Origin of the sequence: Lactiplantibacillus dongliensis (assembly GCF_005405105.1) — a bacterium.
Lineage (GTDB): Bacteria > Bacillota > Bacilli > Lactobacillales > Lactobacillaceae > Lactiplantibacillus > Lactiplantibacillus dongliensis.
Map to the genome: position 1 here is coordinate 1 of NZ_BJDK01000048.1, position 24,897 is coordinate 24,897.

Sequence of the window (24,897 nt, forward strand, 5' to 3'; positions counted from 1 at the left end):
CCGAAATCATGCCGTCAAGAAAATTGCATAACAATTTTAATTATTTGATTGTCTACTTGACACGGAGCCGCGCCGATGGGACCCTTTTAAGTTAGGATTTATTTAGCTGGTTTACCATTCGGATACTTCTGGTTTAACTTGGCAATGTTTTGCTTAGCAACTTCATCGAACGGGATATCCGCCCATTCCGCAACTTGTGACAAATACCATAACACGTCACCCATTTGCTTCGTTAACTGATCCTTGTTTAAACTGTCACCATGAAAGGTGTACTTTTTAACTAAATCCACCACTTGACCGGTCTCTGAAGCCAAGCCTAGCGATAAATTCGTCAAGACTTGCTCATTGCCATAAAGTGTCCGGTTCGCTAAGGATTGATAGTCATTAAATTCCAAGTTACTTGCCCCCTACTGTATGCGCTTCGATCCACTGCCAAACCGCGTCTTTACCATCTTTTGTCTTCGCTGAAAAGGCAATAAAGTCATCGTTAGCTTGGAAATGTAGCGCCTTTTTAATCAAACTCTCTTGTTTGTTCCACTTACCACGCGCAATTTTATCACTCTTAGTGGCAACCACTAACAACGGCATCTTGTAATACCGCATCCAGTCATACATGGCCACATCATCTTGCGTTGGCGCATGCCGTGCATCCACTAAAATAATCACGCCGCGTAACGTTGAGCGGTTCGTCAAATACGTCTCAATCATTTGCCCGAACTTTTCGCGATCCTTTTTGGATACCTTGGCATAGCCATACCCTGGAACATCCACAAAGTATAATTGATCTTCCACCTTGTAAAAGTTCAACGTTTGGGTCTTACCCGGTTGGCTTGACGTCCGCGCATAGCTATTGCGATTGATCAAAACATTGATCAAAGACGACTTACCAACATTCGAGCGACCTGACAACGCAACCTCTGGAAAGCCGGTCGTGGGGTATTGGCTGGGCGCCACCGCGCTCATTACTAGTTCTACGTTATGCACTTCCATCAAAATAGCTCCCTTATCAAATAGTCTTTGTCTATTTTAACACATTTCAACTCCTAAACTCTGGAAATGAATTAGCTAATCTAGAAATCCAACCGTCCCGCATTCAGGCCGCTGATTGGGCTGACCAATCGTGATTATGGCCTAAAAAAAGACATCACGATAACAGTGTCATCGTGATGTCGGCCTCCGTAATTACCGTTAGCAAACTAACTTAATCTTTATGAGGCCTTTTGATCTTCAAGGACTAATTCTGGTTCGGCATGATCTTCGACGGTGGCCTTATTGATAACCACTTTCTTAACATCTTCTCGACTAGGAATGTCGAACATGATGTCCCGCATCGTGTCTTCAATAATGGACCGTAACCCACGCGCCCCTGTATTCCGAGCAAGCGCTTCTTGCGCAATGGCTTCTAGGGATTCATCATCGAATTTTAGTTCAACGCCATCCAAAGATAGTAACCGTTGATACTGCTTAACGAGCGCATTCTTAGGTTCGGTTAAGATGCGAACTAAATCATGTTCTGTTAAACGTTCTAAGGCCGTTAAGATTGGTAACCGCCCGATAAATTCAGGAATTAACCCAAATTGTAATAAGTCTTCCGGCACGACTTGTTGCATCAGGCTCTTGGTGTCGTCTAAGACCGCATTCTTGCCGTCAGTATCGGAACCAAAGCCAATCGTCTTATCACCTAAACGGCGCTTAACGATCTCTTCAATGCCATCAAACGCCCCACCAACGATGAATAAGATGTTGGTCGTGTCGATTTGAATGAATTCTTGTTGTGGATGCTTACGACCACCCTGCGGCGGCACATTCGCAATCGTACCTTCCAAGATCTTCAAGAGTGCTTGTTGAACCCCTTCACCGGATACATCCCGGGTAATGGAGACATTTTCACTCTTCTTAGCAATCTTATCAATTTCGTCGATATAAATAATTCCTTTTTCCGCGCGCTCAACGTCATAATCAGCGTTTTGCAATAACTTCAAAAGAATATTTTCAACGTCTTCCCCAACATAACCGGCTTCAGTCAAGGTCGTCGCATCAGCAATCGCAAATGGCACATCCAAGATCCGCGCTAAGCTTTGCGCCAAGAACGTCTTCCCAGAACCAGTTGGGCCGACTAAACTAATATTACTCTTTTGTAATTCAGGACCATCAGTTGTTTCATCACTATCAGCCATCGCCTTAACCCGCTTGTAGTGGTTATAAACCGCTACTGAAAGCGTCCGTTTAGCTTCATTTTGACCAATAACATATTGATCTAATTCGTCAACAATTTCCTTAGGCGTTGGGATATCTGTTAATTCGTGTGAGCGTTCTTCACTAAACTCTTCATCGATAATTTCCTTGCACAAATCGATACATTCGTTGCAGATATAAACGCCGGGGCCGGCGACAATTTTCTTAACTTGATCCTGTGACTTCCCACAAAATGAGCAGTTAACTGGGCCGTTTGTCTCGGTATTTTCAAACATTCATTCTCACCTCATCGATGTATTTACGTGAATTAATCATAACAGAAAACAAGGGCTAAAACCAGCTATGGCTGGTTAACCTCGACAACTACTATAACATGCAGGTTTGAAAACCTGAAATAATTTGTCTACTTAACTGACTAGCAGGTTTCAAGCTAACCCACTCTAGCGATGCATCAGTGGCGATTCTTTACTTTTAGTTGCCTGTTTCGGCCGCCCCAAGCTGTGTGACCAGAGCATACCAGTAGCCTTATCAAACAACCATCCTAGTAGCAAAGTAAGCCCTAAAACACTGATAAAATAGCTAACCGGCCAATTAACTAATCCCGTTTGTTGTAAGCCCATCATTGGCAGCCGTTGCAAAATATAAATGGCAAACATCGCGGGACCTCCGATATAGGCCAAGATTGGATTATGAAGCTTAAAACGCATTGTGAGCCAAACAAAACAAAAGGCAAACATCACACCTGCAATTTGATAACTAACCAGACGAACTAAGCCACCGTTCCGCGCACAAATCAAATAACTTGCGGCAAAAATAACTAATGTGCTCAGTCCAACTACTAAATAGCGAGACCAATTTTGACAAACGACCCGCTCAATCGTCGCTTTATAGTGTGCATACCCCATCCCCGCAACGTAACAAAAGACCGTATTGGCATAATATTCCGGCAGTAGCCAGTTTGCAATCAGCATGTAAGCCAGACACCCCAAAACGATAAAGCCCACTGCCTGGCGATTATTAGTTGGAAATAACTCCCAGGCGAGATACGTTAACAAATACAAAAACAGAATAATGAAAATATACCAAGCACTATTGCCGATAGTTGCTAGCCCCAAGTAACTCAACAAGACATGTGGTACCGTCAGTGCCCGTCCAGTCATCAAGCCAATCACTAAGTAAAGTGTCACCGCGAGGGCAAACTTCGACCATAAAAATAACAGTCGATGCTTCGGAAACGTTTTTAAATACTGACGCCCGCGTTTTTTTAATTGGACATAGATACCATAGCCCGAAAAGAACAGAAAAGTCGTCACAATTAATTGGCCTTTTACCAGCATCCAAACTTGCGTTAATCTCGCAAAGTGCGCTGGTAACGTGACATAAGTCATAAAGTGACTAAAAACGACTAACAATAAGAACAAGCCATTGATGGTCGTCGTCGTTTGACGGTCTAAATCGGCTGCGTTCGGTCCACTTGGACGGTAACGCAATGACAGCGCAAAGCTTGCGATGATAAGCAGCAATATGAAATCCATTTAACTGAAAACCCCCGTGATTCATTCGTTTAATGCCAAATCTATAAAAAAAGCCCGAGTCCTCAACGAGGACCCGGACTTACCGTGATTAAGGTCAACTAATTATTAAAAATTAGTCTTTATCATCTTTTTTATCGTCAGCTTTAGCATTTTGCTTAGCTGAGTCGGTAATCATATCAACGGCTTGGCGAATAGCGATATCATGTGACAACATATCATCAGTTAAAGCCCCGCGAACGGCACTTTCTTCCATGTTGTATTGACCTGCTAAGTCCTTAACTTCGTTGTCGATTTCTTCCTTAGATGGTTTGATATCTTCGGCTTCAACAATGGCTTCTAAGACCAAGTTAGTCTTAACCCGACGTTCTGCATCAGCAGAGAACTGCTTGTGTAAATCGTCTTCTGAAGTCCCAGTTAACTTGTAGTAAGTCTTAGGATCGATACCTTGTTGTTGCATGTTAGCCAAGTATTGATCCATTTGACGATGAATATCGTCTTCCTTCATGGCATCAGGAACGGCTTCAATTTCAGCATTGTCAACGGCTTGGTTTAAAGCTTCGTCTTCAATGGCATCATGAGCAGCCTTTTCTTTTTGGTCCTTAAGTTCGTCCTTGATCTTAGCTTTTAATTCTTCAAGCGTGTCAACATCTTCGTCAACATCCTTAGCGAATTCGTCATCTAATTCAGGGAGTTCCTTAGTCTTAACTTCATGGACAGTAACCTTGAAAGTGGCTTCCTTGTCTTGTAAGTCTTCAGCTTGGTAATCTTTAGGGAAAGTTACCTTAACTTCTTTGTCTTCGCCAGCCTTAACACCAACTAATTGGTCTTCAAAGCCAGGAATAAAGGAGTTTGAGCCTAATTCAAGGGAGTAGTTTTCTGATTCGCCGCCTTCGAAAGGTTCGCCATCAACGAATCCTTTGAAGTCAATAACAACGGTGTCGCCCTTAGCAGCTGGTTGGTCTTCTTTCAAAACTAATTCAGCTTGCTTTTCACGCCGAGATTCTAATTCAGCGTCAACGTCCTTAGCATATACCCGTGTATTTTGACGAGTAACACTAAGTTCCTTGTAATCGCCTAATTTAACTTCAGGCTTAACGGTGACAACCGCTTTTAAGACCCATGGTTGACCCTTTTCCATGCTATCAACATCGATTTGAGGTTGGTCAACTGGTTCAATTTCAGTATCTTTAATCGCTTCTTCATATGCTTCAGGGAGCACGATGTTCAAAGCATCTTGGTAGAGTGCTTCTTCACCATACATTTGATTGAAGATTTGACGTGGAACCTTACCCTTACGGAAACCAGGGACGTTTAAATTCTTCTTAGTACGTTGGAAGGCCTTATCGATTCCTTCTTGGATCTTGTCAGCACCAATTTCGAATGTTAATTCGCCTTGGTTGCCTTCTTTCTTTTCCCACTTTGCAGCCATTGTATTCCCTCCGAAACATTAATATTTTCTACAATTCAAGTCAATTGCATACTTGATTAGTTTAACCTATCGCTCCAATAAAGTAAACCAGATTGGCTAAAAAAGCGCTAGATACTGCGTTTTATTGTTAGTTTTCTTAAAAAAAAGAGACCTGGAAGAAATCCTCCAAGTCTCTCTTAGATGAATCAATGAAAATCAACTAGAGATTAGTCATCAATTTCAGAAACAACACCGGCACCAACCGTATGGCCACCTTCACGAACAGTGAACTTAGTACCCTTTTCAATAGCGACAGGGGAAATTAATTCAACTGTAAATGTAACGTTGTCTCCAGGCATAACCATTTCAACGCCATCTGGTAATTCAATAACACCAGTAACGTCAGTGGTATGGAAGTAGAATTGTGGACGGTAGTTTGAGAAGAATGGCGTATGACGGCCACCTTCTTCTTTAGTTAAGATATAAACTTCGCCCTTGAAGTTCTTGTGGGTTTGGATCGAACCTGGCTTAGCAAGAACTTGGCCACGAACGACTTGTTCCCGGTTAACACCACGTAACAAGGCACCAACGTTATCGCCGGCTTCACCTAAGTCAAGCGTCTTACGGAACATTTCAAGACCCGTAACAGTTGACTTAAGAACGTCTTCGTGTAAACCAACGATTTCAACTTCATCGCCGACTTTAACAGTCCCACGATCGATACGACCAGATGCAACAGTCCCACGACCAGTGATTGAGAAGACATCTTCAACAGGCATTAAGAAAGGCTTTTCAGTATCACGAACTGGAGTTGGGATGTATTCATCGACAACGTCCATTAAGTGCATGATAACCTTTTCTTGTTCTGGATCGCCTTCAAGAGCCTTCAAAGCTGAACCACGGATAACAGGAATATCGTCACCAGGGAAATCGTATTCTGAAAGTAATTCACGTACTTCCATTTCGACTAAGTCAACTAATTCGTCATCATCAACAAGATCAGTCTTGTTCAAGAAAACAACGATGTAGTCAACACCAACTTGGCGAGCCAAGAGGATGTGTTCACGCGTTTGTGGCATAGGACCATCAGTTGCGGCAACAACTAAGATCGCACCATCCATTTGAGCGGCACCAGTGATCATGTTCTTAACGTAGTCAGCATGTCCTGGGGCATCAATATGCGCGTAGTGACGTTTTTCCGTTTCGTATTCAACGTGCGCGGTGTTGATAGTAATACCACGTTCACGTTCTTCGGGAGCGGCATCAATTGAGGCAAAATCTTGAGCTTCTGCTAAGCCCTTTTCAGATAATACCTTTGTGATTGCAGCTGTCAAAGTAGTCTTCCCATGGTCAACGTGGCCGATAGTACCAATGTTTACATGGGGTTTTGTTCTTTCATAATGTGCTTTTGCCATTAAATGAAACCTCCTGTGATTTTCGCAAGAATAATGTCAGGCCAATTAATGTCCCGACAATTCTTTAGTTAATATTATACTACATCCTAATGAAAAGGCCAAATGTCGCACCCATCACTAGGAATCCTTAAACATTATATATAGTGCCATCTGATTTGTAAACAGATATTATCCAAAAAATTGAATTTTTGTAAGTAAAAGCTTATTGCTTTCAATTATTAAACTAAATTCTCATTAAATTCACGAATTTTCACTTGATTTTCAGCCATTTTCTGGCCTGCAACTGTTAAATGTCGTGGAATTGCCCCTCGTTGGGTCGCAATTAATAAATTTATCCAAATTTTGGCATCTGTCACAATTTTAGCCGGCGTTGGATATAAATACATTAATTGTAATGGCAACTCAGCTTGTAAGCCAGCAGCCAAAGTTGCATCGACCTGACCGGCTTGCTGTTGAATCTCCCGTTGCAATTGTTGACTAATGCGATCACTGCCGATCACTGGGAGTTTGGCCGGTACCACCGTCTGTTCAGTCTGGTCGAACCACAAAAACTGCACCGCATCGGTCGTACCTAAGCCACGCAACGTGTACAACACCTCGACACGTGACAATTGATGTAAGAATGGATCGACTAGTAAAAACTTTGCTGCTGTTAGATATTTAGCATACGTTAAATGTTGGGCCGCCGCCAGCCGTTCAGCCTGCGCGGCAACGGGCTGATCAGATAAGTGATAGAACTGGCGCATCGTTGTTGTCAAGGTCTGCTGCATCGTTTGCTCAGCAACTTGTTCTGCGGTGGCAATCTGTTGATCAGCTTCAGCTAGCCAATTAGCTGACGTCTGCCGACAAGCTTCGGTAATCAAACGGGCCTTGATAAATTGATGACTAGCCAGTAACACGGCCAAGTACAAGTTAAACCGCTCAGCCGTGGCTAAATAGTCGGCTTCAAATTCAGCCGCATACGTACTGGCAAGTGTATACTTCTGATCAGCTTTTAACGCAGTCACTAGTTGCAGGTTCAAGGCTAAGGTTTGCGTCGTCTGATAGACCGTTTCAAATAAACTCGCTGCTAAAGACCATTTACCGGCTTCTAACGCCGCTTGTGCTTGGCTCAGCGTTGTCTTTGCCATGCAGCCGTCCCCCCTTTTAGATTGTAACCAAAAAGCCGGGACAACTGCCCGGCTATCATTGGTTTTAAGCTTCTGTTTCTGCCGTTTCAGGTTCATCGGTCTTAGCTTTTTTATGCCGCCGATGATGCTGATTAACTTCCATAATAACTGGCAAGATCACCGGATGACGTTTCGTCTGATCCCACAAGTAATGATTTAACTTTTCACGCACGGCTTGTTTCAAGTGCCCCCAATCAAACTCTTTATTATCCAAATTTGATTGAACGGTTTCTTTAACCAATTCCGCACTTTCTTGCATTAAATCTTTGCTGGTTTTGACGTAGACAAAGCCACGTGACGTAATCTTGGGCGTCGCAATAATCTTTTTCTTCTTACGATCAATCGTGACTACGGCCACAAAGATGCCGTCTTCCGACAAAATCTTCCGATCGCGTAAGACGATATTTCCAATATCACCGACACCAATCCCGTCGATCATCGTATCACCAATCTCAACCGAACCAGCTAAGTGCATCTCATCACCGTCATATAACAACTGATCACCTTTAGCCGGAATAAAGATATGGTCATCTGGAATCCCCACTTCTTTGGCAAATTCAGCATGGCTATCTAATAACCGGTATTCACCTTGGATAGGAATAAAGTACTTAGGCTTCATCAGATTCATCATCAATTGTAAATCACGCTTCGTCGCATGACCAGACGAGTTCATCTCATCGGCAATGGCCTTGACGTCGGCATCCGCCCGATAAATCATATCGCGCGTCTTGGCCACAACCGTTTCCATTGAGTGCGATGGCGTCGTCGTAATAAAGACGAGATCGCCAGATTCAATGTTCACTTTGCCCTCTTGTTTATTCGACATCCGTTGTAAGGCTTTGATAGGTTCGCCCATCCGACCAGTTTGGAGAATGACCGTCTGCGATGGATCTAACTTACTGATTGAATCAAGCGGCACAACAACATCATCGGGTACGCGTAGTTTACCGAGTTTTAAGGCCGTTTGAATAATGCTTTCAACATCACCAGGCATTAGAGCCACTTTACGACCAGACTTTTCTGCGGCATCCAACACTTGTTGAATCCGTAAGATATTTGACGCCACTGATGCCACAATAATCCGACCTTCATGATATTTAAAGGTCTCATAGACGTATGACGCAATCTCACGCTCACTAACCGGTTGCTCGAAGTTTTCTGCACTAGCTGAATCACTTAATAGGGCTAAGACCCCTTTTGAACCAATCTCAGCTAAACGCGCAAAATCAGTTTGATAACTAGCAATCGCCGTCTGATCAAACTTAAAGTCGCCAGTATAAACGACTTCGCCAACATCCGTTTGCACCACGATTCCCATTGAATCTGGGATCGAATGCGTCGTTTTGAAGAACGAGACCGTCACATTACCAAAATCGATTTCAGTCTTTTCATCGACAATGTGAAAATCATCAAAATTCTTTGCTTGTGGATCTTTCTTTAATTGAATTTTCGCCAATTCAATGGTTAATTCAGACCCAAAGACAGGCACCGTAAATTCATTCAAGAAATATGGCAACGCACCAATGGCATCCGCATGACCGTGGGTTAAGAAAACCCCAACAATTCGATCAGCGTTTTCCCGCAAATAACTGAAGTCAGGAATAACAATATCGATACCAAGCAATTCGTTTTCCGGGTACTTTAACCCGCAATCTAAAATATAGATGTCACCGTCAACTTCAACCGCGTACATATTTTTACCGTTTTCACGGACCCCACCCATAGGGGTAATTTGGACTTTACTACTCAATTATTTCACCTTGATTCATTTAATGTTAAGCGTTTGGAACAGCTTATTTTCTTGGGCAGCGGTCAATGGTAGGATTGGTAATCGCGGATTACCAACTAACTGACCGACATGATTAAGGGCAGCTTTAACTGGTGATGGCGATGGCGCGCTGAATAATGCGGCCATCTTCGGTGTCAAATCACGCTGATACTTCGCTGCCATGGCAATCTCACCATTAGCAACGGCCTGATACATCGCTGACATTTCATCACCATAGATGTGGCTAGCAACCGAAATGACACCAGCGCCACCAATTTCCTTCGCCGCTAAGCTCTGAGAATCTTCACCGGTATAGACCAAAAAGTCTGCTGGCGCTTGTTCTACTAACGCCCCAAATTCTTCCATTGATGCACATTGCTTAATGCCGATAATATTGGGATTCTTAGCCAATTCTAAGACCGTGTCCACATCCATCTTAACGATAACACGACCAGGAATATTATAAATAATTACTGGTAAACCGCCTTGATCAGCAACAGCCGTAAAATGGGCAATCATTCCAGCTTGGTTAGGCTTATTGTAATAAGGCACCACGACTAACGCCGCGGTAATCCCTTCAATCTGACTAACCCGTTTGGTAAATGCAATCGTCGCCGCGGTACTGTTTGAACCAGTCCCGGCAACAATTGGCACCCGCCCAGCAACAATCTTCGCCGTCTTGGTTAACAGGTCGATCTTTTCATCGTCCGTTAACGTTGGGGCCTCGCCAGTGGTTCCGCCGACAATTAAGCCTTGGGTCCCATGAGCCAATAAGTGTTCAATCAAGCTGTGTAGCCGATCATCAGCTAATTTTTGCTGATCGTCAAACGGGGTGACCATGGCAGTCATTAAATCAACATTTTCAAAGTTCATGAATAAAACTCCTTATTAATAAAAATTTACAAGTACCATTGTACTTGCGCCGAATAAGTAACTCACCCCAGTTTACCACATTTCTCAGTAAAGCAATAGCTAGACCACACGCTGGCTAGGCCAGGCTAGCGCACCGTTAACGTTCAGACCACCTCTGCCGATGAAAAAAACGCCACCACATAGTTAGAACGCTCATCGCTAATAATGATAAAACTAGAAAGATTGGCTGATAACCCCAACGAGTTGCGATGACTGCCGCTAATCCAGGACCTAACACGTTGCCACAAGCTTGGGCTGACTGATTAAAGCTAAACACCCGACCAAAAACAGTACGTGGCACCTTTTGGACTGTCAAAACTTGAATCGCTGGCAAAAGCGCCGCATCAGCAACGCCTAAAATAAATCTTAAACCAGCTAACTGCCAAACTTGCGTCACCAAACTAGTTAGTAGCAAATCTAAACCACTAATCGTGAAGAAAACGATCAGACAGCGATCAGCACCAAACTGATCAATTAACCGCCCAATCCGACCAGCTAGTAAAATCGTCGCTAATCCGGGGGCGGCGGCCACCACTCCGGTGATCAAAATCAACCTGGTCATTTGACTCGGTAATAATTCTTGCACCAACAAGCTCAAAATCGGCGTGATTGCGGTTGTCGTGGCCTGGATGACTAACAGTGAGGCTAGCAACGCGATAAAGAAACGATAACCTTGCTTTTGAAGCACCGGCCTTAACGGTGGCAGGGCTGCTCGACTAATCGGCGTCACGGTCTCCTGAACGCCCCATAACGTCAATCCAAAGACCAGTGCCATTGCGCTGCTGGTTACGACAAACGCCCCACGATACCCAACCGTACTGGCTAACACCCCACCGAGCAACGGTCCTAATAACGTTCCACTAATACTTCCGGTAACTAACTTGCTTAAGAGTTGTCCCCGATTTTCAGCTGGCGCACTTAACGAAATCAAGGCATTCGCATTATTGATATACCCGGAAAAAGCCCCCTGCACGGCTCTTAAAATAAGTAGCACTGTAACATTTGGCGCTAAACCCACGCCTAAAGTGGTCATCGTCATCATACCAGCGGCCCGCAAACACATCAGTTTGCGGCCTTTTTGGTCAGCTAGGCGTCCCCAAAATGGCGCGGCAATTGCTTTACACACATACGTAATCGCAAACGCACTCGTCCCTAGAATCGTGACTTGGTTTGTGGTAAATTGGCCCAACGTCTTAATATAGAGCACAATAAACGGCAACGTCATCGCATTACCCAAATCTGTCATTAAGCTCCCAAACCATAAAATATGAAAATTACGCGTCAATCTCGCGGTTACTTGCACTGTTAAACGCCCCATTCATTCAGTTAGTGGTTTAAGCATACCGAACAAACGTTTGAAAACTGTAAATTTTATGTATAGATTTAGTATTATTTACACCACTATGAGGGTATAAAAAAAGCCACCAACTGGCAGCTTTCTCAAAGTCAATATTAACGACGAAGACCCAAAGCTTGGATCAAATCGCGGTAACGGTTAACATCTTCCTTACGTAAGTATGCTAACAAGTTACGACGATGACCAATTTTCTTCATCAACCCACGTTGTGAATGAAAATCCTTCTTGTGAACACGTAAATGTTCGTTTAATTCGTTGATGTCTTCAGTTAAAACTGCAACTTGGACTTCAACTGAACCAGTATCGCCTTCGTGACGAGCATATTTGTTAATAAGCTCCGTCTTCTTTTCGCGTGAAATTGCCATGTGTGTCAACCACCTTTCGTTTAATTGCCCTAAACTGAGTAAATCGTTGGTGGTCCTCGATAAACTAAGTAAAGGGTTGCTGAACACTTGATATAGTCTAGCAAAGTCATCACTAAAAAGCAAGTTAGAATACATATCAAGATAAATTACTTTACACATAACTGTTGCATTCGAGCCGGGGCTTATGTATAATAGCATTTGTTGAAAAAATGATGGAGGTGAATCTGATGCCAATTATCAAATCCGCTATTGAACGCGTGAAAACAAACAATAAAGCTAATGTTCGGAACACTGCACAAATGAGTGCAATGCGGACTGCCGTTAAAAAATTCGAAAATGCTAAAACTGCCGGCGCTGAAAACGTCGATGCTTTATACTTAGCAGCTACTAGTGCTGTTGACAAAGCAGCTTCTAAAGGCCTTATCAAACGTAACAAGGCTGCTCGTGACAAGTCACGAATGGCTGCTCGTTACGCTAAGTAATGTGCATTCCGAACTCTTAAGCCTCGGCTTAGGAGTTTTTTTGTTGTCTTAATTTCAATCGTAAAAAAATAACCGCTCAGAAATTAAATTTCTGAGCGGTTATTTTTTGTCCCCCCACTTAGTTTAAGCCGAGACCCCACGTTGTCGGTCATTTACAAACTGAACCATAAATAATTCAAATAATAATTCCGGATCACGTTGAGTCGTCTTCATTTGAACCTCAGTCTGGAGCAGTCCTAAATAAGCGGCTCGTAAAGCCGGCAGTTTAAACTGCCGTACCGTTTGCATGGCTAGTTTAACGCGGTACGGATGCACTTTGAGAGTGCTAGCCAAGCTGCCTTGACTGTACCCCGCGCGTTCTAAAATTTTGACCTGCAATAATAATCGAAATTGCCCTAGTAAAATGGCATTGATCTTTAATGGTGCTTCTTGAGCCGTCACCAGATCATGATACAGCTCGACGGCCGATTGAGTCTGATATCGTAATACGTCCGTCACCAGGTTAAACACATTTTGCGTCAACGACCGCGTCACCAAAGCATCGACGGCCGGTAAGTCGATACGTTGTGACTGGGCCGCATAAATCATCAACTTCGGTAGTTGGGCCATGATTAAACCTAATTGACCATCCGTCCGGCTCATCAACTCTTGAAACGCATCGGGGGCCATTGTAATTTGTTTAGCTTGCAAGGCTGCTTGCACATAGGCCTGCGTTTCGCGTTCTGAAACTTGATTGACCTCAACCATCGTGGCTTGCTTTTTTAATGTTTTGACCAGTTTCTTACGCGCATCCAATTTCTCGTATGGGGCCATTAAAACTAAAATCGTATCCGGTTCAGGATGCTCAAAATAAGTTTGCAAGGCGTCCAAATCATGATCAAGTTTATTCTTTTTAGTTTCACCCGTTAAAAAATACGGATGGTTGATAAAAACCAAGCGACGTTCACCAAAAAACGGTGCCGACATCGCATCATCTAAAGCAACTGCCACGGGCGTCGATTCCATGTCATAACTGCCGACATTCATCGTCCGTTCTTCGGCTGGAATCACTTGCAGCAATTGCTGTTTTAATTGATCAGCCAAATAGTCAACCGTCCCTAAAATGACATAGATTGACGCTAGCTGTCCGCCTTTAATGGCTTTGAGTGCTGCTTGCGCGTTGATATAAATTACCTTCCTTCAAAAAAGTCGTCCAAGTCGGTGCTGACCAACCACCATAGCGATACGTGATCATCCCTTGTTGCGCCGTTGAATACGCCAAAATTTGCTGTTGCCGCAACGTTGCTAACGTCTCCGCATTAGGATGACCATACCGGTTATGCCGGCCAGCCGAAATAATGCCTCGTCGAACCCCTAGTTGTTGCAGGACTTGCGGGTCCGTGGCTGTCTTACTACCGTGATGTCCTAATTTTAACACATCCACTTTTAACTGCGGATAGCGTTGCACAATCGCCCGCTCACCAGCCCGGTCTAAATCACCCGTGAACATAAAGCGTTGACCACCAAAACGACCAGTCAATACTAAAGAATCTTCATTTTCCGCTTTACCAGCTTGAAAAGGATGGACCGCCGTCAAACCATCTGCAAACGTTTGACCGGCCACTGCCTCAATAATTTGTGGTCGCCAGCGAGCCGGCGCCACTAATTTTTGAAACTTAGGTAACTTAGCCATACCGGCCGGAACCACCAGACGTTTTACTGGCATTAAAGTCAGTAATGTCCCTAAGTCGCCAATGTGATCAACATCTTTATGTGATAAGTAAACCGTATCTAAATGACTAATCCCTAACCGATGTAAATAGGCTACGGTAATCGTGGCCACACGTGGACGTGCGGGTGCTGATTGTGCCCACGCCGGCATAGGAAACTTTAAGCGACCACCAGTATCAATCAAACTGACCTGGCGGTTAAAAGGCTGACGTAACAAAATAGAATCTCCTTGGCCAATATCAATAAACTGCACCGTTCCCGTTAGCGGTAAGCGAATCATGATACCGACAGTCACGTAGGCCAACGCTAAGCGACGACGTAAGCGCTGAGTTGGTCGTCGTAATAACCATAGTGTCATTAAACCCAACCCCCAGCTCAAACTGGCTGGCGGTTGTCCAATCGTCAGTAACCCTGGTAACGTTGCCACCCCATTAATTATTTGCTGAAAGCTAGCCAGTCCCAGTTCACAAAACTGTGCAAGGGGTGCCCAGACCAAACCGAGTGAGGCGCCAATCAATGTTAACGGCAGTAACACCCAGCTAAATAACGGGGCAACCACCAAATTAACCCCTAAAGTCAATAAATGCCATTGCGCGGTGGCCACTAAAATAACCGGTAAACTAACCAGTTGCACCCATAAGCTTAGGCGCCAAGTCGGCCAATTGGGTGCTAGGATTAATAATAGAGCTAAGCCATAGCTAAGTTGACCTCCAAGTTGCAACAGCACTAACGGATTCAGCCAAATGCCAATTAGCAACGCACAACTCCAACCAGCCAACGTCCCTTGGGTCCGACCGGTAATTAAGCGCCACAAAATTGGCAACCAGGCCGTAATCACCGCCCGTTGCAAGCTGTCAGCGCCACCACCTAAAACTAGATAAAGCGGCAATAATCCCAGTAACCAGTAGTCCACCGCACTGGGACTAAAATGGCACCGTAACAGGAACCACCGCAGTAAACCCATCAGTAAAATAACGTGCATCCCCGATAAACTAAACAAATGGAGCAATCCCAATTGCTGAACACCCGTCATTTGCTCGCGAAACGCACTCGGTCGCATCCCAATTAATAAACTGACCGCATACAACTGCACCGTTGGCGGTAATTGCCGGGTTGCAATTTCAAAGGCTCGCCGCCACGCATGTAATTGGTCCAAGCCACCTTGCCAGCCGTTACGAGGTGCCGGTGTCAGCTCAGTCACCGATTGAATCGTTAACTGTCGCCAAATCCCTTGACCCCGATAATAACTCGGTGCATCAAATTGACCAGGATTAGTGGGTGGCGGCACTGGACTCAATTCCCCCGTCACTCGCCACCGCGTTCGTTGCCGTAGCGCCAACAATTGTTGCTGGGCCGCTGGTGAGGTTAGCCGACCATAGGCAATCACAGTTCCCTCACCACTAGTGCCAACGAGTTGATATTGATTGCCTTTGACCTGAATTTGATCTGGTTGAACGGTTACTGCATACGTGCCCGTTTGCGGGGTTGCCTGACGACTCACCTTAAATTGATGATTTTGCCACCCTAACCACAGGGCTGTCACACTGACAATCACGATCATGAGCCAAAAAGCGGGCGGTGCTTTTAAGCGCCACCCACGAATCAGCCATAGTCCCAATAAGCCAGCTGCAACCCATTGTTGACCAACCAGCCAACTACTCAATAATCCGCACGCAATCGCGGCAAAGAATAGGTTCGGCACCTAGTTGCGGTTTAACAGAATTTGATCCAAGCCCAACTTATCCAAATCGGCCTGGTCAAATTCAACTTGTTGTAAAGCGACCTTTTTTCGTTTAATTAAAGCCATCGCATAATCGTCATTATGGTAATTACGCAAATAATGAATCTTGGTAATTCCAGCTTGTAACAACATCTTCGTGCATTGCAGACAAGGAAAATCAGTCACATAGATTTCAGCACCATCCGTGGCAGCACCGAACTTGGCACATTGTAAAATTGCGTTCATTTCCGCGTGAATCGTCCGCATGCAATGCCCATCAACTAAGTAACAACCTTCGTCGATACAGTGCACATCGCCTGAAACGGAGCCATTGTAACCGCCAGCAATAATGCGCTTGTCGCGAACAATCGTCGCCCCCACCGATAATCGTTCACACGTACTGCGAGTCGACAGCAATACCGCCTGCATCATAAAATATTGATCCCATGGAATTCGTTGATCTTTCATTAATTTTGCCTCGCTTTCAATAGCCGTAGTATACCAAATTGCCGTCCATCCGACTAGACCGTCAGTTGATTTCGAAATTTGGCTAACGTTTTATCGCCAATCCCCGAAACTTGCTTTAAATCATCGACCGACTTAAACCCATCGTGCGTTTCACGATACTCAATAATCTTTTCGGCCTTTTTTTGACCCACACCAGCTAACTTTTGTAATTCCGTAACATTGGCCGTATTCAAGTTAATTGGGTCCTCATTGGCTGTCTGACTACTAGTGGAACCAGCCGTGGACTGATTCGTACTGTTAGGTGTAGCGGCCTTGGTCGTCGCCGTCGCTGGACTATCGTGACGACTTATTACCGGAGGCTTTTCCCCTTTCACGGGCACATAGATGACTTGCTGATCCGTGACTTTCTCCGCCAGGTTTAACTGAACGCGATCCGCTTTCGGCCGTAAGCCTTTCGCTAATGCAATCACATCTGCCACGCGCATCCGCTCACTGACTTCATAAACGCCCGGATGATTGACCGCACCTTTAACATCGACATACATCGGACCCTTATTCGCCCGGCTGCTCTTTGAACTGGCAGCCACGCGATTAGTCGTATGTGTCGCCAATTGGCTGCTTGTGTCAATTGTTTGACTACTAGTCAACGCGGGATCAGCGGGGGCCGCCGACCGATGTCCAACCAAGCTTAGCCCCAGCCCTAAACTCAACACACCTAGTAAACTGGCCACCATGATTACGGCTAGGCGCCGATGCTGGGCCACCCAGTTCATCAACAATTTTTCCATCAAAAATAACCTCCCTTATACTTCTAAGTACGCAGGCGGTTATCAAAAGTTGTTATTTATTTGTGAGTTTCTAAGTAATGAACAGCTTGCTTGAATGTGGTCACTGGGACAACTCGCATCGCAGGCGCATATTTTTTAGCCGTCGCTTTGGCCAACTGGTAATTCGTTTGGTGCTGCTCTTCTAATGCCAATAACGCTTTGGTTGGTTTCACATACGGTGCAAAAAAGAGGGTTGCGCCAGCCTTTTTGGCTGCAATAATCTTCTTATCGATGCCACCGATTTCACCGACTGAGCCATCAGCAGCAATCGTGCCGGTACCCGCAATCTTACGACCGTGGCGCAAGTTTTGCGTTGTCAATTGTTGATAAATCTGTAGACTAAACATCAAACCAGCTGATGGGCCACCAATCTCGCCAGGATCAACTTTGACCGGAATTTTAGTTGTCACTTTGACATTATCAGTTAAAGTAATCCCGATCCCAGCGCGGTGCGTACTAAGCTTGATCAGCGGCGCAGTCACTTTCTTAGTTGTGTGATTATGCCGATACGTGACCGTCACTTTTTGACCAATCCCCTGTTTCGCGATATAAGTCTGATACCCAGCAGCATTACTAAAATGGCGACCATTAATTTTCGTAATCGTGTCGCCAACTTTAATTGCTGAGTGAAACTTGGACTGTGACTGAACCGCTAGCACATAAATACCCCGATAGGTCTTATGGTAGGTGGCATTGGCCGCCCGATAAGCAGTCGCAATCGCTTCATTAATCGCACTTTGCATATAAAAGGTCTGCACCTTATTATAAGTCGCATCGTCTTGATTATCCGTCATTTCAGCTGCACGCACCACCGAATAATGTGGATTAAGTTCGGCATACAACCAAGTAATCGGTCGCGCTGGCGCGGTTAGAACTGACGTCAACATAAACTTGCCGCTATGACGATCAGGATGTCCCTTAACCGTGACAAATGACTTTAAATTATTGGCACTCCCTGGACCTTCGATATAGTACGGCAACGGGATCAAAAACAACGCTAACACCAAGACGACCGTTAAGACACCGCCCCAATACCGCCGCCAAAAGACGCGCCACTTACTCATGCGCACTATCCTGCAAGCGTTGATTCAACTTGGCAGCAACAGCATCCGGTACGTATTCGCTCACGTCGGCCCCCATCTTTGCCACTTCTTTAATCAAACTCGAAGAAAAATAAGCATATGGTGGCCGCGCCAACAAGCAAACCGTTTCAATCGAATCATTTAGTGATTGGTTCATCCACGCAATATCACGTTCGTAACCAAAATCTTGTTCATTACGTAGGCCGCGAATTAACACCGTTGCGTGTTCTTGCGTCATAAAATCCACGGTTAATCCAGTCGCCGCTTTAACTTCGACGTTTGTCAGATCCGCAATTTCATGCCGAACTAAGGCTTCTTTTTCGGCCATCGTAAATAACGGGCGTTTATTAGTATTAACCATGACGGCCACAATTAAGTGATCCACTAGCCGACTTGCTCGGCGAATAAGATCCAGATGACCGCGTGTCACGGGGTCAAAACTACCGGGAAAAACTGCAATCGTCATGCTAATGCACCTGCCTCTAATTTCTGATAAATCGTCAAATACGTAATCCCATATGTCTGTCGCCGAATTAATTTAAATCCAGGGATATCATCAGGCAACTGGGCATTGGCATCCGTTTCACAAATCACCCGACAATCAGCATTTAATAGACCTAATTCCTGACACTTTAAAATATCGGCGACAATTTTTTGCTTCGCATAGGGTGGATCTAAAAAGACCACGTCAAAACGTTCTTTTTGTACCGCCAACCGTTCCAACGTCCGCTGAGCATCGCCCTTGATAATCTCAAACCGTTCAGCGGCTTTAGTCACCGCCACGTTGTCTTGAATCGTCTTAATTGCCTGATACTGTCGATCAATCAAAACGGCCCGGTCAATCCCGCGTGAAACCGCTTCGATACTGAGACCGCCGCTTCCCGCAAACATATCCAAAGACTGACCACCATCAAAATAAGGCCCGATAATATTAAATAACGCTTCTTTGACCTTATCCGTGGTCGGCCGCGTTTGCATGCCGGGAACGGCTTTTAACCGTCGACCACCAAAATCACCTGCTACAATTCGCATCCGTTAATCACCAACTTTAATCATCATCCTCGTCATCATCGTTTTGCGGTTTGAAGAATCCGCGGTCAACTCGTTCACCAAAGTTCATATCAACATCCGGCCGATAAGATGGTTCCACTCGCCGGACAAAATTCAACTTTTTTAATTTGGCGGTCGCTGGTTGGACTTGCGTTTCATCCAAATAAAGTACCACATAATGCATTTTACGTGATTGATATTGAATCGTCCCAAAACGCTTTAACTGACGGACTTGTTTCATCGAATGCAAGTACACAATCAGTGCACGGCGGGGCATCACTGTAAATTCCATCGAACTGCCACCTCTTTCTTACCTTGATTAAGTGTCGCTTTACAGCTCACCTATCTTTTAAATGTTAGGCTAGATTGCGACTTTCGTCAACTACCAGTCGGCTAAAGCACTCAAAAAGACCCGCATCCAATGACGCGGGTCTTTAAACACCTTATTGTGGTGCAATTTCAATTAATAAATCATCGGTTTGAATCACGTCACCACCACTAACGTAGATGTGTTCGATCACCCCATCAGTAGGAGCTTGAATCGTCGTCTCCATCTTCATGGCTTCAGTGACAATTAACGGTTGCCCCTTCTTAACCGTATCACCTTTCTTAACTAAGAGCTTCAAGACTGAGCCGCTCATCGTCGCCCCAACTTCGTTTTCGTTCGTTGGTTCGGCTTTGCGCGTGCTGGCAGCGGTCTGATGAACCGCATTATCCTTAACGGTAATTTCTTGACTTTGCCCATTAATACTAAAGTAAAGTGTCCGAATCCCGTCAACATCAGGGTCGCTTAATTGGTTCAACTTAACGATCATTGTCTTCCCTTTGGCAAGTTCAATATTGACCGTTTCACCCAGCCGCATTCCTTGGAAGAACGTTGGCGTATCGAGTAAAGATACATGCGCATAACGTTTGTGTTCAGCTTGATAGTCTAAGAAGACCTTTGGATACAAGATATAACTTAAAATTTCTTGCATATTTGGCTGATGACCGATCTTGGGCGCTAGCTCTGCCGCAACCGCATCAAAGTCCGCTGGTTTCGCCAAACTACCTGGCCGCACCGTTAAGGCTGGATGGTCCTTCAAGATAATCTTTTGCAACTTCTTCGGGAAGCCGCCCACCGGTTGACCGATATTACCAGCAAAGAAATTAATCACTGAGTCAGGGAAGTCAAACTTATCCCCATGATCATAAACATCTTCTGGCGTGAGTTTGTTTTCCATCATGAACAAGGCCATATCACCAACAACCTTGGAACTTGGCGTCACCTTAATGATGTCACCAAACATGTCGTTGACGGTAGCATACATATCCTTAACTTCTTCCCAACGATCGCCTAACCCAACGGCTTTGGCTTGTTGTTGTAAGTTTGAATATTGGCCACCAGGCATCTGGGTTTGATAGATATCAGTCTGGGGACCCGTCATTCCATTTGAGAAATCTTGGTAGTAGGGACGAATTCCTTGCCAGTACCGATTAATCGCCTCAACGTTATTAATATCCACGTTTGGTTGCCGATCATTGTGCGCCAACGCATAATAAAGCGAACTCATCGAAGGCTGACTCGTGGTTCCTGACAAGGCACTTGTTGCCACATCGACCACGTCAACACCAGCAGCCACTGCCCGGGCATACGTAAAGATCCCATTACCCGTCGTATCATGCGTGTGCAAATGAACCGGCACGTCGAGCGCATCTTTCAACGTGGCGACCAATTCATAAGCCCCTTCTGGCTTCAAAACACCGGCCATATCTTTAATCGCAATGATATCAGCACCCGTTGACTGTAAGTCTAAGGCTAATTGCTTGTAGTAAGCCAAATTATACTTTTCACGATTAGGGTCCATAATATCGCCAGTATAACAAATCGTTCCTTCGGCAATCTTACCCGTTTCTTTGACCGCCTGAATACTCTTTTCCATCTGTGGGACCCAGTTCAAACTATCAAAGATCCGGAAGACATCAATCCCACTCTTAGCTGCTTCTAAAATAAACTCACGAATGACATTGTCGGGATAATTCTGATAACCAACCGCATTACTCCCACGGAATAGCATTTGGAATAAAGTCCGTGGCATAGCTTCACGTAATTTTTTCAACCGATTCCAAGGATTTTCGTTCAAGAAGCGGTAGGCCACGTCAAAGGTCGCGCCGCCCCACATTTCATATGAGAACAACTGTGGTAATGCTTTTTGAGACGCCCCAGCAACCGCCAACATATCTTTGGTTCGCATCCGGGTTGCAAACAAGCTTTGGTGCGCATCCCGCATGGTCGTATCCGTTAACAAGACTTCTTTTTGTGCTAGTAACCAGCTTTGTAACCCACTAACACCTTGGCTATCTAGCACGTCCTTAGCCGTGACAATCTGTTTATCGATTGGCTTAAAGTTATCTTGAAACTCAATATCCGGATAATACTTCTTTGAATGTTGCGCCACATCAGCAAACCCATTAACCGTGACGTTCCCGATATACTTCAACATCTTATCTTCTTGTTGCGTATCATCAGGGAAGTGGAATAATTCCGGAGTTTGATCCAAGAAACGGGTCGTCGCTAAACCAGCTTGAAAAGTTGGATGATCAATCACATTCAACATAAACGGAATATTGGTCTTCACACCACGAATATCGAATTCGTTTAAGACCCGCCGCATCTTATGCGCAGCCGCTTTAAAGTTCCGCGCTGCGACACAAGCTTTAACTAACAATGAGTCAAAGTATGGCGTTACGACGGCCCCAGAATACGTATTCCCTGCATCCAACCGTACCCCGTTACCACCAGGAGAACGGTACGTTTCAATCCGGCCAGTATCCGGCATAAAGTTATTGGCCGGATCTTCAGTCGTTACCCGACATTGAATCGCGGCCCCTTTATAAGTTAAGGCATCTTGATGTGGCAAGTGCAAGTCTTCAAATAAGTCGCCACCTTGGGCAATCTTAAGCTGCGCATGCACAATATCGATTTCAGTGATCATTTCAGTCACCGTATGTTCGACTTGAACCCGCGGATTAACTTCCATGAAGTAGAATTGGTCACCTTCGACTAAGAATTCAACCGTCGCGGCATTCAAATAATGAACACTCTTCATCAAGGCAACCGCAGCATCACAAATTTTTTGCCGTAATTCAATTGGTAACGCCACCGCGGGGGCAAATTCAATTACCTTTTGGTTCCGACGTTGCACAGAACAATCCCGTTCAAATAAATGCATCACGTTACCGTGGGCGTCCCCTAAAATTTGAACTTCAATATGCTTAGGGTGCGCAATAAATTTTTCTAAGTAAATTTCGTCATCGCCAAAAGACTGCATGGCTTCTGAACGAGCCCGATCAAACGCTTCCTGTAATTCAGAGGCTTCACGAACAATCCGCATCCCACGACCGCCGCCACCCATGGCAGCTTTGATCATAATTGGGAAACCATACTTTTGGGTAAAGGTCAGCGCTTCATTCAAGCTCTTAACTGGATGCAAGGTACTAGGAATCGTTTGTACCCCAGCATCCTGTGCAACTTGTTTAGCGGTAATCTTATCACCAAACATTTCCAGTTGTTCCGGTGTCGGACCGATGAAGGTGATGCCTTCTTCGGCACAGCGCCGATCAAACGTGGCATTTTCTGATAAGAACCCATAACCAGGATGGATTGCATCCACATGATTTTCTTTAGCAATCCGAATGATATCTTCAATATCTAAGTACGCGGCAATTGGTGCCAGGCCTTCGCCGACCAAGTACGCTTCATCAGCCTTAAAACGGTGAACCGAAAATTCATCCTCTTTCGCATAGATTGCAACAGTTTGTAAGCCTAATTCATGACAGGCTCGGATAACCCGCGTTGCAATTTCACCACGGTTAGCAATTAATACTTTTTTCACCAGAATTCCCTCATTTCCAAATTAGCTAGATTAGCTTTCTTGACGAACCGATATTGCCCGTTGTCGTTTTTCCCGGGCAGCAATATTGAGCACTAACCCAAGTGACAAGGTCAATACCATCATACTGGACCCACCATAGCTCACAAATGGAAAAGTGACCCCAGTAATTGGGATTAGACCAACAATCCCACCAACATTAATAAACGCTTGAATAGTCAGATAAGCGGCTATCCCATAACAAACCAACGTGTTAAACGTATTCGCTGAACGCACCCCGATATAAATGATGCGCCCAACAATGACTGCCAACAGCAGCATAACTAATATCACACCAATCAAGCCAAGCTCTTCAGCGGTAATTGACATGATAAAGTCGGTATTAGGTTCTGGTAAGAAGCCCCGCTTTTGTAAGCTATTTCCAATCCCGACACCCGTTAAACCGCCATTTGAAATCGCGTAATAGGAGTTCACTAACTGCGTCCCAGCTCCTGAAGCCGTTGTAAATGGATTCATGAAACCAAGAAAACGCCGTAATTGATAATACTTACCTAACACTTGCTGTGGCAAATGACTCACAATTGGGACCAATACCCATTCAAAAGCCACTACCGCCGCCGCAAACGATCCGACCCCAATGAAATAGGACATGCCACTTGCAAATAAGATGACCGCCACAATCGCCAAGTTAATCGTGGCACCCCCAATATCTGGTTGAATCACGATCAAGATAATCATCACGGCCATCATCGCTAGCTGCGCGTTGATATCGACCATCTTGACTAAGCCATGTTGCCGTTCACGACGCTCAATCGCGGCTGATAAGTAAACAATCAAATACAACTTACAAAATTCCGCGGGTTGAACAGAGACCGGCCCAAAAACGATCCAGCCGGCCGCCCCATTGATGGATTGACCAAACAACCGCAACCCTATTAAGACACCAACCATGATAAAGCCCATCCAGCTCCACATCGTTAGTTGCTTAAAAACATTCAGGTTGATAGCCAAGACGACCCCAATAAAAACAAACCCGATAACGACCCACATACATTGCCGAATCAAATACCCAGTCGGTGACGACCCGGCACTGGCCGCAACATACGAACTTGCCGAATAAACCATCACGATCCCAATGGCACTTAATATCAAATATGGAATAAAGATTCCATAATCAAGATACGGGATTTGTTGGCGCAAGGCCTTGAACATTCTTGATCCCACCTTAAATAATCTAGCGCTACCATCACTGTTAAATAACAGTTTTCATAAAAGTTTGCTTGCAGTAATTATAGCATAGTCCGAATTACCGTAGCCTGTGAAATGTGTAATTTGTGAGACATTTTTAAAGAATGCTTCGTTGAAACCTTTTAACAGAATTCTTGAACGATTACCCGTTAACGCTTTCAATCCGTTCGTAATCCGGCTGATTGAATGTAAACTCAACTAGGGTCTGTTTGAAAACATCTTTTTTAGGTATAATTTTGGTAAAAACGAATTGAGGTTTTACCATGACAGTGCCTAAACGTTATGAACTTGAAGATGACCAGTGGGAACGCAT

General features: G+C 44.8%; 22 protein-coding genes. 1 reads left to right on the forward strand and 21 read right to left on the reverse strand.

The window, feature by feature from the left end; genetic code table 11:
- Nucleotides 1-98: 98 nt before the first annotated feature.
- The 11 genes from FFM80_RS13505 to rpsO form a co-directional block, all read right to left on the reverse strand.
- On the reverse strand, nucleotides 99-395 hold the full coding sequence (locus tag FFM80_RS13505; RefSeq protein WP_137641279.1) for a nucleoside triphosphate pyrophosphohydrolase family protein: 297 nt from the start codon (nucleotides 393-395) through the stop codon (nucleotides 99-101).
- 1 nt (nucleotide 396) lies between these two features.
- Nucleotides 397-990, reverse strand: coding sequence for a ribosome biogenesis GTP-binding protein YihA/YsxC (gene yihA, locus FFM80_RS13510; RefSeq protein ID WP_137641280.1), 594 nt, complete (start codon nucleotides 988-990; stop codon nucleotides 397-399).
- A 218-nt stretch (nucleotides 991-1,208) separates the two neighbouring features.
- A complete protein-coding gene (clpX, locus tag FFM80_RS13515; RefSeq protein WP_137634865.1) occupies nucleotides 1,209-2,471 on the reverse strand; it encodes an ATP-dependent Clp protease ATP-binding subunit ClpX in 1,263 nt (420 codons plus the stop codon).
- 165 nt (nucleotides 2,472-2,636) lie between these two features.
- The gene (locus FFM80_RS13520; RefSeq protein ID WP_137641281.1) at nucleotides 2,637-3,731 is read right to left on the reverse strand and encodes an acyltransferase family protein; all 1,095 of its coding nucleotides are present in this window, start codon (nucleotides 3,729-3,731) and stop codon (nucleotides 2,637-2,639) included.
- Nucleotides 3,732-3,843: 112 nt separating this feature from the next.
- Complete coding sequence (gene tig, locus FFM80_RS13525; protein WP_137641282.1) at nucleotides 3,844-5,160, reverse strand: trigger factor; 1,317 nt, start codon at nucleotides 5,158-5,160, stop codon at nucleotides 3,844-3,846.
- A gap of 206 nt (nucleotides 5,161-5,366) precedes the next feature.
- On the reverse strand, nucleotides 5,367-6,554 hold the full coding sequence (gene tuf, locus FFM80_RS13530) for an elongation factor Tu (protein WP_137634862.1): 1,188 nt from the start codon (nucleotides 6,552-6,554) through the stop codon (nucleotides 5,367-5,369).
- A 218-nt stretch (nucleotides 6,555-6,772) separates the two neighbouring features.
- A complete protein-coding gene (locus FFM80_RS13535; protein ID WP_137641283.1) occupies nucleotides 6,773-7,684 on the reverse strand; it encodes a hypothetical protein in 912 nt (303 codons plus the stop codon).
- Nucleotides 7,685-7,748: 64 nt separating this feature from the next.
- Nucleotides 7,749-9,473, reverse strand: a complete 1,725-nt coding sequence (locus tag FFM80_RS13540; protein WP_137641284.1) for a ribonuclease J — start codon at nucleotides 9,471-9,473, stop codon at nucleotides 7,749-7,751.
- A 15-nt stretch (nucleotides 9,474-9,488) separates the two neighbouring features.
- Nucleotides 9,489-10,364: a 4-hydroxy-tetrahydrodipicolinate synthase gene (gene dapA / locus FFM80_RS13545; RefSeq protein WP_137641285.1), complete on the reverse strand. Its 876-nt coding sequence runs from the start codon at nucleotides 10,362-10,364 to the stop codon at nucleotides 9,489-9,491.
- A 136-nt stretch (nucleotides 10,365-10,500) separates the two neighbouring features.
- Complete coding sequence (locus FFM80_RS13550; protein ID WP_137641286.1) at nucleotides 10,501-11,706, reverse strand: MFS transporter; 1,206 nt, start codon at nucleotides 11,704-11,706, stop codon at nucleotides 10,501-10,503.
- A gap of 149 nt (nucleotides 11,707-11,855) precedes the next feature.
- Nucleotides 11,856-12,125 carry a 30S ribosomal protein S15 gene (gene rpsO / locus FFM80_RS13555; protein ID WP_137641287.1) on the reverse strand — a complete coding sequence of 90 codons (270 nt, stop codon included), beginning with the start codon at nucleotides 12,123-12,125 and terminating at the stop codon, nucleotides 11,856-11,858.
- 227 nt (nucleotides 12,126-12,352) lie between these two features.
- Between rpsO and rpsT the strand changes: the two genes are divergently transcribed.
- A complete protein-coding gene (rpsT, locus tag FFM80_RS13560; protein ID WP_137634856.1) occupies nucleotides 12,353-12,607 on the forward strand; it encodes a 30S ribosomal protein S20 in 255 nt (84 codons plus the stop codon).
- A 123-nt stretch (nucleotides 12,608-12,730) separates the two neighbouring features.
- On the opposite strand, the gene holA is transcribed toward rpsT, so the two are convergent.
- The 10 genes from holA to FFM80_RS13610 form a co-directional block, all read right to left on the reverse strand.
- Nucleotides 12,731-13,771: a DNA polymerase III subunit delta gene (holA, locus tag FFM80_RS13565; RefSeq protein ID WP_223877375.1), complete on the reverse strand. Its 1,041-nt coding sequence runs from the start codon at nucleotides 13,769-13,771 to the stop codon at nucleotides 12,731-12,733.
- The gene (locus FFM80_RS13570; protein WP_223877373.1) at nucleotides 13,740-15,980 is read right to left on the reverse strand and encodes a DNA internalization-related competence protein ComEC/Rec2; all 2,241 of its coding nucleotides are present in this window, start codon (nucleotides 15,978-15,980) and stop codon (nucleotides 13,740-13,742) included. Before FFM80_RS13570 ends, holA begins: the two co-directional genes overlap by 32 nt.
- Nucleotides 15,981-16,019: 39 nt before the next feature.
- On the reverse strand, nucleotides 16,020-16,505 hold the full coding sequence (locus FFM80_RS13575) for a ComE operon protein 2 (RefSeq protein ID WP_137641290.1): 486 nt from the start codon (nucleotides 16,503-16,505) through the stop codon (nucleotides 16,020-16,022).
- Nucleotides 16,506-16,558: 53 nt separating this feature from the next.
- A complete protein-coding gene (locus FFM80_RS13580) occupies nucleotides 16,559-17,293 on the reverse strand; it encodes a helix-hairpin-helix domain-containing protein (RefSeq protein WP_137641291.1) in 735 nt (244 codons plus the stop codon).
- Nucleotides 17,294-17,349: 56 nt separating this feature from the next.
- Entirely contained in the window at nucleotides 17,350-18,396 is a 1,047-nt protein-coding gene (locus FFM80_RS13585; protein WP_137641292.1) for a SepM family pheromone-processing serine protease, read from the reverse strand.
- Nucleotides 18,389-18,880, reverse strand: coding sequence for a pantetheine-phosphate adenylyltransferase (gene coaD / locus FFM80_RS13590; protein WP_137641293.1), 492 nt, complete (start codon nucleotides 18,878-18,880; stop codon nucleotides 18,389-18,391). The genes FFM80_RS13585 and coaD overlap by 8 nt, the downstream gene beginning before the upstream one ends.
- Nucleotides 18,877-19,446, reverse strand: a complete 570-nt coding sequence (gene rsmD, locus FFM80_RS13595) for a 16S rRNA (guanine(966)-N(2))-methyltransferase RsmD (protein ID WP_137641294.1) — start codon at nucleotides 19,444-19,446, stop codon at nucleotides 18,877-18,879. The genes coaD and rsmD overlap by 4 nt, the downstream gene beginning before the upstream one ends.
- A 16-nt stretch (nucleotides 19,447-19,462) precedes the next feature.
- Nucleotides 19,463-19,756, reverse strand: a complete 294-nt coding sequence (locus FFM80_RS13600) for a YlbG family protein (RefSeq protein ID WP_137641295.1) — start codon at nucleotides 19,754-19,756, stop codon at nucleotides 19,463-19,465.
- A 151-nt stretch (nucleotides 19,757-19,907) separates the two neighbouring features.
- A complete protein-coding gene (locus tag FFM80_RS13605; RefSeq protein WP_137641296.1) occupies nucleotides 19,908-23,339 on the reverse strand; it encodes a pyruvate carboxylase in 3,432 nt (1,143 codons plus the stop codon).
- 30 nt (nucleotides 23,340-23,369) lie between these two features.
- Nucleotides 23,370-24,548, reverse strand: a complete 1,179-nt coding sequence (locus tag FFM80_RS13610) for an FtsW/RodA/SpoVE family cell cycle protein (protein ID WP_223877374.1) — start codon at nucleotides 24,546-24,548, stop codon at nucleotides 23,370-23,372.
- Nucleotides 24,549-24,897: the final 349 nt, after the last annotated feature.